This is a genomic window from Polaribacter pectinis, from assembly GCF_014352875.1.
GTDB lineage: Bacteria > Bacteroidota > Bacteroidia > Flavobacteriales > Flavobacteriaceae > Polaribacter > Polaribacter pectinis.
This window is the reverse complement of the sequence record NZ_CP060695.1, coordinates 2,256,332-2,268,016: the sequence shown is the minus strand read 5'-3', so window position 1 is coordinate 2,268,016 and position 11,685 is coordinate 2,256,332. Positions and strand designations below refer to the sequence as shown.

Here is an 11,685-nt window from a genome sequence, read left to right as displayed (position 1 = left end):
GTTTCTGACAATCTTTGTTTTCATAATCATAAAAATTTTATCAAATGGAAGCAATTATTTTAAGCGCACAACAGTACAAAGAATTAGTAAATCGTTTAGATGTTCTAAACAAGAAACTAGAAGAAAAACAGAAGTCACCTAACGACACGTTTTTAGACAATCAAGAATTTTTACAGCTAATGAATATTAGCAAAAGAACAGCACAATCCTGGAGAGATGAAGGTAAAGTTTCATTTTCACAAATAGGCTCAAAAATCTATTATAGAATGAGCGATGTACAGAAGCTTTTAGACAAAAACTACAAAGCAGCATTTTCTAACAAACGTAAATATTAATTCTAAAATGTAAAAAGTTATGAAAAAAGCTGTATCACTAAAACCAGAATTTGAAAGTTTAGAAGAGCCTAATACTATTATTCAACACGTTAAGGAATTAACCAAAAGAGAAGAAGTTAAACACGCTAGTATATTGTCGAAATTATTAAAAGAATTTAAACCTATTGATTTTGAAAAAATAGCAAATCCAAGTGTTCACGATAATTTTAAACTTTCAAACAAACACTATTCAATTATTTCAATTGATACTGTATTAAAAATTGCTAAAAACAATAATTGGGGTTTATGTAAAAATCATAGTTTCATTTATTTATACAACGGTTCTTATTGGAATGAAATCGACAAAGAAGCATTTCAAAAGTTTTTAGGCAATGCATCAGAAATTATGGGAGTACCAAAATTTTCAGCAAAGTATTATAAATTCAAAAAAGAATTATACGAACAATTTTTGGCAACCGCTTACTTGGAAGCTAAACCAACATCAGCAGATAATGTTTTAATAAACTTAAAAAACGGAACATTTGAAATTAATACAAAAGGCACACAATTAAGGCCTTATAATTCAAATGATTTTATCACATATCAATTACCATTTGAATACAATCCAGAGGCGCAAGCACCTCTATTTAAAGCCTATTTAAACGAAGTGTTACCAGATATAGAGCGTCAAAATGTATTGGCAGAATATATAGGTTTTGTATTTATCAAACACAATAGTAATCGGTTAAAAGAAGAAAAAGCATTAATACTTTACGGTACAGGTGCTAATGGTAAATCTGTATTTTTTGAAGTGATAAGTGCCTTATTGGGTGATGAAAATATAAGTAACTATTCTTTGCAAAGTCTTACCAATGAAAACGGATATTTTAGAGCAAAGTTAGCGAACAAGTTAGTGAATTACGCATCCGAAATTAATGGAAAATTAGAGAGTTCAATATTCAAACAATTAGTTTCTGGTGAACCTGTAGAAGCGCGCTTACCTTATGGCGAACCATTTACATTGAAGCAATACGCAAAATTGATATTCAATTGTAACGAATTACCAAAAGAGGTAGAACAAACAAACGCATACTTCAGACGATTTTTAATTATTCCTTTTGATGTTACTATTCCGACTGAAAAACAAGATAAAAACCTACACAATAAAATCATAGAAAAAGAATTATCAGGTGTTTTTAATTGGGTTTTAGAGGGGTTAAATAGACTGTTAGCACAAAAAGGATTTTCTAATTGTAGAGCAGCAGAAGAAGCAGTTGCAGACTATAAAAAACAATCCGATAGCGTTAAAATGTTTATTGATGAAAACGATTATACTATTTCGCCAAACCAATACACGCTCATAAAGGAAATATATCCACGTTACAGACAATATTGTACGGAAGATGGTTTCAGACCTGTAAGTAAAGTTAATTTCTCTAAAAGACTAAAAAACTTAAAGATTATAGTGGATCGTGTTGCAGGTAACAAATTAGCAGCATTTATAACAAATGAAATTCCCTATTAAAAAAAGATGTTTATAAGTAGTACTAAAAGTAACTAAAATAACAAGTAGAGTTACTAAAGTTATTAAAGTTACCCTTCAAGAAAAACTTTTTATGCACCAATACAAATACATATTCGAAAAAGGTAGTAAAAAACACCAATGTCCTGCGTGTCATAAAAAACGCTTTGTAAGGTATATTGATGTTCAGACACAAGAATATCTTCCAGAAATTTATGGTAAATGCGACCGAGAAATGAATTGCAGTTATCATCTAAATCCCTATAAAAATGGATATGCAAAAGATAATACGATTAAGAATGATTTTGTCTATCAAACTATTAAACCAACAGTAAAACCAAAACGAGTATGTATTCCAAAGGATGTATTTTACAAAACAAGAAAAGAATATGAAATAAATACCTTTATACAAAATTTACTAAATAATATAGCATTCCCATTCGAGTCAGAAGATATAGAGAAAATCATAGCACAATATCATTTAGGCACAATAACAAAGGGTTATCGTAAAGACGCAACAACATTTCCATTTATTGATATAGATAATAATGTAAGGGCAATCCAAGTAAAGAAATTTGACAAACACAATCATACAATAGGAACAGATTTTTTACACTCAATAATAGAAAAACATTACAAACGTAATAAACAACAAATACCTAATTGGCTAAAGGCTTACAGTAAAAACGAAACTAAAGTTTCTTGTTTATTCGGAGAGCATCTATTAAGCAAACATCCTTTAAATCCTGTTGCATTAGTTGAAGCACCAAAAACAGCAATGTATGGCACGTTATATTTCGGTTTTCCTAACAATCCTAAAAATTTATTATGGTTAGCAGTGTATAATTTGAGTAGTTTAAATATTAATAAATGTAAATCATTAAAAGGTAGAAACGTGTATTTATTTCCAGATCTATCAAAAGAGGGTAAAGCATTTAATTTATGGTCTAATAAGGTACAGAAAATTCAAGAACAATTAGAAAATTCATTTTTTAAAGTTTCAGATTTATTGGAAGAACTTGCACCAAACCAAGATAAAGAACAAGGTAAAGATATTGCAGACTATCTCATAAAATTGAATTGGCAAGACTTTAGAGAAAAAGAAACAAAAAACATAACTAAAGTAATACCTAATAAACCCAATAGCATAAGTAGCAAACATTCTAATAATGCATCTACGCAAACACCTTCAAATAGCAATAAATATCTTTTGGATGAAACGTTTGTTTTTCAAGAAAAACAGACCGTTAATTGGAATAAACAAATAGAGGAATTAGAATTATTTTTTAAGAACATTCAATTACCTAAAAAAGAAATAAAACTAAATCAATGTACTAAAATTTCAAATCCCAATAAATTTACAACAAGTCATTTAGCAACTATTAAAGCGAATAATGGTAATCTTATATACTTTCCATATTTAGTGAGATTGCAAGAATTAAAAGTTATTTTAAAAGTATAGGTTTTATCTGTTAAAAGATTTATATTTTTATAGCCTTTATAAAAATATCACTAATTCTTAAAGTTACTTAAAACTATATTAACAATCCAATAAATGGCAAAAAAGAAGGAAACCAAGCAAGAACCAATTGAGAAACAGCTTTGGAAAGCAGCAGATAAACTGCGTAAAAATATTGATGCAGCAGAATATAAACATATTGTATTAGGCTTAATCTTTCTAAAATATATATCTGATTCTTTTGAAGAACTCTATGCTAAACTGCAAGCAGGTGAAGGCGAATATGCAGGTGCTGACCCAGAAGATAGAGACGAATACAGAGCAGAAAATGTATTCTTTGTGCCTCCTTCTGCAAGATGGTCTTACTTGCAAGGTAGAGCCAAACTTCCTGAAATAGGTAAAGACATTGATAATGCAATGGATGCTATTGAAAGAGACAATGCTTCATTAAAAGGAGTACTACCCAAAGCATTTGCCAAAGAGAATTTAGACCCTACCAGTTTAGGGCAACTCATTGATTTGATTAGTAACATTGCTTTAGGTGATGAAGTAAGCAGAAGTCAAGATGTATTAGGTAAAGTATATGAATATTTCTTAGGTGAATTTGCATTGGCTGAAGGTAAAAAGGGCGGACAATTCTACACACCAGAGAGCATAGTAAAATTATTGGTAGAAATGCTACAACCTTATAAAGGTAGAGTGTTTGACCCTTGTTGTGGTTCAGGTGGTATGTTCGTACAGTCTGAAAAATTCACCTTATCTCATCAAGGTAAAATCAATGATATTTCAATTTACGGGCAAGAAAGCAATCAAACTACTTGGCGTTTAGCTAAAATGAATTTAGCCATTAGAGGTATCGACAGTTCACAAGTAAAATGGAATAATGAAGGCTCATTTTTAAACAATGCACATAAAGATTTAAAAGCAGATTACATTATTGCAAATCCACCTTTTAACGATAGCGATTGGGGTGGTAACTTAATGAGAAATGATGCAAGATGGAAGTATGGGACACCTCCCGATAAGAACGCTAATTTTGGATGGGTACAACATTTTTTATATCATATGACACCAAATGGGAAAGCAGGTTTTGTTTTAGCAAATGGGTCATTAACATCAAACACAGGTTCAGAGGGTGAAATACGTCAGAAGTTAATTAATAATGATTTAGTGGAATGTATAATAAGTCTACCTGATAAGCTATTTTACTCAACTCATATTCCTGCATCACTTTGGTTCCTGAACAAGAATAAACAACAGAGAAAGGGCGAAATATTACTTATTGATGCTCGTAAATTAGGTAGTCTAAGAAATAAAAATTTAAGAGCCTTAAGTCCTGATGAAAACCAAACTTTAATTAACACCTTTCAAAATTGGAAAAACAATGACGAGAATTATAGCGATATAGAGGGCTTCTGTATTTCAATTAGTGAAGAAGAAATAAAAGAGAAAGATTATGAGCTTAATCCAGGTTATTATGTAGGTGTAGAAGAAAATACCTTGGATGAAGCATTAATAGATAATAAGATAATAGATTTAAAGGAAAATATTGATAAATGGATAGAAGAGGAAAAAGAAATTAACAATGAAATAAGTGATATTGTCGAAAATATAACTTTAGAAAAAGTAGAAAAATCAGAATATAAATTAGGAGATTTTTTTACTTTAAAAGGTGGGGCATCCTTTAAAAGTAAAGATTTTAAGTCCAAGGGATACCCTGTAATTAAAATAAAGAATGTTAAAGCAAGGAGGTTACTTTTGGACAACATTGATTTTATCTCTAAAGAAACATCTGATCAATTCCAGAATTACAAAATAAAGAATAATGACCTTTTAATAACAATGACTGGTAATCGTTTCGAAGGAGGTAAAGATAGTTGGGTTGGTAAGGTAGCAATGTTTAAAGAAAATAAAGACTATTACTTAAATCAAAGGGTGGGTATTCTAAAATTAAAAGAGGAAGTAGATATCGACTTAAATTATGTTTACTATCTAATAAGTAATGATTACTATCAAGAATTGTTTGTGAAAATTGCAAGAGGTTCTGGTGGTCAATCTAATTTATCACCAACTCAAATTTTGAGTACGAAGATAATGTTACCCTCTTATGATGACCAAGTTAAATTTTCAGCTATAATCAAGGCTATTGATAGAAAGAAGTACATCAATAAAGTCATTAACTCATATTTGACAGAATCAAATAAAGCAATTTTTCAAAAAAGTCGTGTGTAATTGCACTAACGAAATCATAAAAACTAAAAATCATTAACCCTTTAAGTAAATAATTTTGTAACTTTGCAATGGAATTATCGTATAAAAATAACAAGCTGAAGAAGAAGCTCGATACTGATAAAGGTATAGCAAAGAGTTACGGCACATTAGCAAAAAAGGTAAAGTTGCGTATCACTCAGCTTAAAAATGCAGATAATTTAGAGGTTATCTCAAAATTACCTGTATTACGATTGCACCAACACATAGGCAAAGGGAAAGGCACTTGGTCAATAGACATTCAAGAAAATTGGAGAATACTATTCATAATAAACCAAGACCCTATTCAAACCTTAGAAGATGGTGGAGTAGATTTAAAAGCGATAACCATTATAAGTATTGAGTCTGTAGAAGACCCTCACTAACTTAAAAAGGAAACAAAATGACTGATTTACAAATAAAAAAATCCTTACTCTCTTGCCCAGGCGATAGTATTCAAGAGCATATAGACCATATAGGTATGTCGCAAGCAGAATTAGCAGAGCGTTTAGGGAGGTCTGTTCCTAAACTTAATGAGTTAATCAAAGGAAAAGCACCAATAACCAAAGAAACAGCCACCAAATTAGAATATGTATTGGGTGTTCCTGCAAGTTTTTGGATAAACTTAGAACGTACCTATCAAGATGAATTATTGGAAATAGAGCAAATGGAATATTTAGAGCAATGCCAAGAATGGGTGTCCTCTTTCCCATTAGCTAAAATGAAATCTTTTGGTTTGCTTCCAGATACTCGCAAGAAACCTGAATTAGCAGACGGCTTACTAAAGTTTTTTAGAGTTGCTTCTCCTGCACAATGGTCAAATATTTATAATGGTAGTTCATTAGCCTTTAAAATTGAATTAAAACACACCACAGAACCACAAGCTATTTCAGTTTGGTTGCGTTTAGGAGAATTACAAGCAGAGAAAATAAAAGTAGCTACATTTGATAAAAAAGGTTTAAGAAACTGTTTAGATAAAATTCAAGATATTGCCTATAAGCATTCAGATACTTGGTTAGAAGAGTTACAAACACTTTGTGCATCTTGTGGCGTAGCTTTAGTTTATACGCCTTGTATCTCTAAAGCTCCTATCTATGGGGCTACCAGATGGATTAAAAATAATAGTGTACCACTAATTCAAATTACGGATAGACAAAAAGATTACAATGCATTTTGGTTCACGTTCTTTCACGAATTAGGGCATATTTTATACCACGGTAAAAAAGACATTTTTATAGATGGTTTAGAAAGTATTAAGCCTGATAAAGAAAAAGAAGATGAGGCAGATGCATTTGCAGCACGTATGTTATTATCAGAAAAAGAAAGAAACGAGTTGTTTCAATATCCCAATTTTGATAGAGAATTGGTCTTGCAACTAAGTGAAAAGTTTAAAAAACACCCTGGTATTATTGTAGCCCAAGTACAAAGACAATACACCCATTTGTATAAAAATGTACGTTTGAATAGCTTAAAAACTAAGGTAGAATTTACTGACTTAACTATTTAAGCTATGGCAAAAATTACTGAAAACGACATAGAATTATATGCAATAGAAGAATTAGAAAACCTTGGGTATTCCTATATCTATGGTCCAGATATTGCACCTGATACAGATGCACAAGAAAGAACCTCTTTTGACCAAGTAATTCTTACCGAAAGACTTCAGAAAGCAATAGACCGTATAAATCCAAGTATTCCAAGTAATGCTAAAGAAGATGCTCTAAAACAAGTATTGCGTATAGGTACACCTGATTTATTAACAGATAACGAAACGTTTCATAAAATGCTCACAGAGGGCATAAATGTTACCTATCAAAAAGACGGTAGCCAAAGAGGAGATATTGTAAAATTAGTCGATTTTGATACTGTAAATAACAATGAGTTTAATGTTGTCAATCAGTTTACGGTAATTGAAAATAACAACAATAAAAGACCAGACGTCATTCTATTTATTAATGGTTTACCATTAGTCGTAGTTGAGCTAAAAAATGCAGTAGATGAAAATGCGACCATAAGGTCAGCTTATAAGCAAATACAAACCTATAAAGCTACTATTCCATCATTATTTACTTACAATAGCATATTGGTAATATCAGACGGTACAGAAGCAAAAGCAGGTTCATTATCGGCAGGATTTACCCGTTTTATGTCTTGGAAAACAGCAGACGGAGAAAGTGAAGCATCACACCTTATTCCTGAAATGGAAACCCTTATCAATGGAATGCTAAATAAAGAAACAGTATTAGACCTTATTCGTCATTTTATTGTATTTGAGAAATCTAAAAAAGAGGATTTAAAAACAGGAATTACTACCATAGAAACAGTAAAAAAAATAGCAGCCTATCATCAATATTATGCAGTAAATAAAGCAGTTATAAGCACACAATTGGCAAGTGTTGAAGATGGTGACAGAAAAGGTGGTGTAGTATGGCATACACAAGGCTCTGGAAAGTCTTTGTCTATGGTTTTCTATTCAGGTAAAATAGTATTGAATCTAAATAACCCTACCATATTAGTCATAACAGATAGAAATGATTTAGACGACCAATTATTTGACACCTTTGCTTCTTCTACTCAATTATTAAGACAAACACCGGTACAAGCTGAAAATCGCCAACACTTAAAAGAGTTGCTAAAAGTTGCATCAGGTGGAGTTGTTTTTGCCACCATTCAAAAATTCCAACCAGAAGAAGGTAACATATTTGAAACCTTATCAGAACGTAAAAATATTATAGTTGTAGCAGATGAAGCTCACAGAACACAATATGGTTTTAAAGCAAAAACCATAGATGAAAAAGATGCAGAGGGAAATGTAGTGGGTAATAAAGTAGTGTATGGATTTGCAAAGTATATGCGAGATGCTTTACCAAATGCCACTTATTTAGGTTTTACAGGAACACCTATTGAAAATACAGACGTAAACACATCAGCTGTTTTTGGAAATTATGTAGATATATATGATATAGCCCAAGCAGTTGAAGATGGTGCAACAGTCAGAATCTTTTATGAAAGTAGATTAGCCAAAATTGCCTTAACAGATGAAGGTAAAAAATTGGTTGAAGATTTAGATGAGGAATTGGGCGAAATAGAATTAACCGAAACCCAAAAAGCTAAAGCAAAATGGACAAAATTAGAAGCCTTAGTCGGTAGCGAAAAAAGAGTAAAAAGTATTGCTAAAGATGTAGTAACACACTTTGAAGCACGCCAAGAAGTTTTTGAAGGTAAGGCAATGGTAATTTCTATGTCGAGAAGAATAGCCGCAGAACTATACAAAGCTATTACCACGTTAAGACCAGATTGGCATAATGACGATTTAGATAAAGGTGCTGTAAAAGTAATAATGACTGCATCATCTTCTGATGGTCCAGAAATGGCGAAACATCATACTACAAAGCAACAGCGTAGAGCTTTAGCAGACCGTATGAAAGACCCAAAAGACGAATTAAAATTAGTAATAGTTCGTGATATGTGGTTAACTGGTTTTGATGCTCCTTCTATGCATACCCTTTACATTGACAAGCCAATGAAAGGCCATAATTTAATGCAAGCTATTGCAAGAGTAAATAGGGTTTATAAAGATAAACCAGGTGGTTTAGTTGTTGATTATTTGGGTATAGCATCAGACCTTAAAAAGGCATTAGCCTTTTATTCAGATAGTGGTGGTAAAGGCGACCCAACAATTGCACAAGAACAAGCAGTACAACTAATGTTAGAGAAATTAGAAGTTGTATCGCAAATGTTTTTAGAGAAACCAGAGCAAGGGTATTCCAACGATTTTACTTCATTGGTAGAAGATCCATCAGTTCCTTATTTAGGCAAAGATAAAGGCTTATTGTATGAGGAATATTTTACAGCAGATACCAAAACCAAACTTAAAATCATCTTAGCAGCGGAAGAGCATATATTGAGTATTGAAGATGGGAAGAAACGTTTTATCAATGAAGTTACAGCATTGTCTAAAGCGTTTGCAATTGCTATACCTCACGAGCAAGCATTGGATGCTAAAGATGAAATAGGCTTTTTTCAAGCGGTAAAATCAAGACTTCAAAAATTTGATACAACAGGCTCAGGTAAATCAGATGATGAAATAGAATCAGCTATCAGACAAGTAATTGATAAAGCATTAGTTTCAGATGGTGTAATAGATGTATTTGATGCAGCAGGTATCAAGAAACCTGATATTTCAATCCTATCGGATGATTTCCTTATGGAAATCAAAGATATGGAGCATAAAAACTTAGCATTAGAAACATTAAAAAAATTGCTTAATGACGAAATAAAATCAAGAGCAAAAACAAATCTAATACAGAGTAAATCCTTAATGGAAATGCTCGAAAATTCTATTAAAAAATATCAGAACAAAATTATTACAGCAGCAGAGGTTATAGAAGAATTGATTGAGTTAGCTAATAGTATTAAAAATAAAGATAAAGCCGATAAAGACACAGGCTTAACCAATGAAGAATTAGCCTTCTATTACGCAATAGCAGAAAATGAAAGTGCAAAAGAAGTGTTAGGTAATGAGGTTTTAAGAGAATTAGCAGTCTATTTATCAGAAGTTGTAAAAAACAATGCAACAATAGATTGGACGATTAAGGAAAGCGTAAGAGCTAAACTGAAAGTAATGGTAAAAAGAGCATTAAGAAAATTTGGCTATCCACCAGACCTTCAAAAATTAGCAACAGATACCGTATTAAAACAAGCTGAATTATTAGCAAATCATTGGACTAAATAGTCCCCACAACACAAAACCCAGTTTTTTCGTACCTCAAAATCCTCTGTTTTTTGTGTTGTTCCGCGCGCCAACGCATAGTTGGTTTTATGTCATAATACTTGTACCCACAGCTATAATGGCACATTGCTTATTTTATTTAAACGTATCTATTTTATTAAATTGGTACAATAAAAAAGCAAAGAGCCATTGCCAACGCTCAAACAACTATTCCGCCACAAAACCAACCCAAAGCTAAGTTACATAATAGAAGTTATAGTAGCAAAAACCTTTTCAAAGGTTGCCTACGGCGTGTTCTTATGTTTTGGTAGCTATAACTGCTATTATGTAAAATATCCACACACCACCCGCACAATTCGGTACTAAAATTAAACTGTGGATATTCACGAGTACATTAATTTAAAATAAAAGTGATACGAGCTAAATATCCGCTCATCCAACGCTCACATCCGAACTTTTAACCACATTTTAAATAAGCATTAAACAGTCGAACATTTACAGAATTTCGTTAATTAATAATAATATTCGTTATCTCATTCAACTGCACAAAACCATCGTTAAGCCAGTGCAGAGCGTAGCCGAAGTATCCAAGTATTCCTTACCTCAAGTCTTTGTTTGTTTCATTTCGTTAACAAATATTAAAGTCCACTTTTCCCCACCACCCAAGTCAGCGGTTATAAAAAAAATAGGTTTAGAATATGTAGTACTACGCCATAGCACATTACTTTTTATCGTGCCTCAAAAAAGCAATAAGCTATTGCCTAAAAGTCCTGTATAAGTAGCTTGTTTAAATGCTGTTTTATCAAACAACTATTTAAAACGCTACCCATACAAACGCTTCACCCAACGCTCAAAGACGAACTGAAACCTATTTTTTTAAGTCTTAATTCCCCAGAAAAGTGTTTTATTTTCGTTCTAAAATTTAATATTATGATAACAAAAACAATCCAAATTACAGAAGTATCAGTTGATGAATTAGCAGATAAAGTAGCCGATAAACTATTGCTTAAAATAAAAAGCTATTTAGATGATTTAAGCAATAAAGAAAACGATGTCTATTTAACAAGACAAGAGACAGCAGATTTTTTGAAGATTAATGCAACGACACTTTGGCATTGGACAAATAAAGGTAAAGTCAATAGTTATGGTTTAGGGAATAGAAGATATTACAACAAGCAAGAAATTATAGACACATTAAAAAAGAATCAATTGAAATTAAAATAAAAAAAGGTAGCAAATATATGTGGCTACCTCTGCCAGCCGCACAAGGCAGTAAAGGTCAAGCCCTACGGGTTTTGAATAAAACTTTTTTCACAATAATTCTTCTTTTTCATTAAACATTTTAACTCAAAAAACTTTTATCCAAAAACCTTGACAGCCTCACCCACGCCACAATAACTATGGCTATCTT

The 11,685-nt window shown here is 31.8% G+C and carries 8 protein-coding genes; all 8 read left to right on the top strand.

Annotation, left to right across the window (positions count from 1 at the left end):
- Positions 1 to 44 precede the first annotated feature (44 nt).
- The 8 genes from H9W90_RS10075 (at position 45) to H9W90_RS10040 (ending at position 11,498) form a co-directional block, all read left to right on the top strand.
- The gene (locus tag H9W90_RS10075) at positions 45 to 335 is read left to right on the top strand and encodes a helix-turn-helix domain-containing protein (protein ID WP_087490832.1); all 291 of its coding nucleotides are present in this window, start codon (positions 45 to 47) and stop codon (positions 333 to 335) included.
- A gap of 19 nt (positions 336 to 354) precedes the next feature.
- A complete protein-coding gene (locus tag H9W90_RS10070) occupies positions 355 to 1,839 on the top strand; it encodes a DNA primase family protein (protein ID WP_187481473.1) in 1,485 nt (494 codons plus the stop codon).
- Positions 1,840 to 1,930: 91 nt separating this feature from the next.
- Positions 1,931 to 3,298 carry a DUF6965 family protein gene (locus tag H9W90_RS10065; protein ID WP_187481472.1) on the top strand — a complete coding sequence of 456 codons (1,368 nt, stop codon included), beginning with the start codon at positions 1,931 to 1,933 and terminating at the stop codon, positions 3,296 to 3,298.
- A gap of 93 nt (positions 3,299 to 3,391) precedes the next feature.
- Entirely contained in the window at positions 3,392 to 5,527 is a 2,136-nt protein-coding gene (locus H9W90_RS10060; protein ID WP_187481471.1) for an N-6 DNA methylase, read from the top strand.
- A 68-nt stretch (positions 5,528 to 5,595) separates the two neighbouring features.
- Positions 5,596 to 5,928 (top strand): type II toxin-antitoxin system RelE/ParE family toxin, encoded by a 333-nt coding sequence (locus H9W90_RS10055; protein ID WP_187481470.1) that lies wholly within the window; start codon positions 5,596 to 5,598, stop codon positions 5,926 to 5,928.
- Positions 5,929 to 5,945: 17 nt separating this feature from the next.
- A complete protein-coding gene (locus tag H9W90_RS10050) occupies positions 5,946 to 7,049 on the top strand; it encodes an ImmA/IrrE family metallo-endopeptidase (RefSeq protein ID WP_187481469.1) in 1,104 nt (367 codons plus the stop codon).
- A gap of 3 nt (positions 7,050 to 7,052) precedes the next feature.
- Positions 7,053 to 10,277 (top strand): type I restriction endonuclease subunit R, encoded by a 3,225-nt coding sequence (locus tag H9W90_RS10045; RefSeq protein ID WP_187481468.1) that lies wholly within the window; start codon positions 7,053 to 7,055, stop codon positions 10,275 to 10,277.
- A 927-nt stretch (positions 10,278 to 11,204) separates the two neighbouring features.
- Complete coding sequence (locus H9W90_RS10040; protein ID WP_187481467.1) at positions 11,205 to 11,498, top strand: helix-turn-helix domain-containing protein; 294 nt, start codon at positions 11,205 to 11,207, stop codon at positions 11,496 to 11,498.
- The last annotated feature ends 187 nt before the right edge of the window (positions 11,499 to 11,685 follow it).

Coding starts and splice junctions, on each gene's coding strand:
- H9W90_RS10070 (WP_187481473.1), top strand. CDS start 355: ATGAAAAAAGCTGTATCACTAAAACCAGAATTTGAAAGTTTAGAAGAG.
- H9W90_RS10040 (WP_187481467.1), top strand. CDS start 11,205: ATGATAACAAAAACAATCCAAATTACAGAAGTATCAGTTGATGAATTA.
- H9W90_RS10045 (WP_187481468.1), top strand. CDS start 7,053: ATGGCAAAAATTACTGAAAACGACATAGAATTATATGCAATAGAAGAA.
- H9W90_RS10055 (WP_187481470.1), top strand. CDS start 5,596: ATGGAATTATCGTATAAAAATAACAAGCTGAAGAAGAAGCTCGATACT.
- H9W90_RS10050 (WP_187481469.1), top strand. CDS start 5,946: ATGACTGATTTACAAATAAAAAAATCCTTACTCTCTTGCCCAGGCGAT.
- H9W90_RS10060 (WP_187481471.1), top strand. CDS start 3,392: ATGGCAAAAAAGAAGGAAACCAAGCAAGAACCAATTGAGAAACAGCTT.
- H9W90_RS10065 (WP_187481472.1), top strand. CDS start 1,931: ATGCACCAATACAAATACATATTCGAAAAAGGTAGTAAAAAACACCAA.
- H9W90_RS10075 (WP_087490832.1), top strand. CDS start 45: ATGGAAGCAATTATTTTAAGCGCACAACAGTACAAAGAATTAGTAAAT.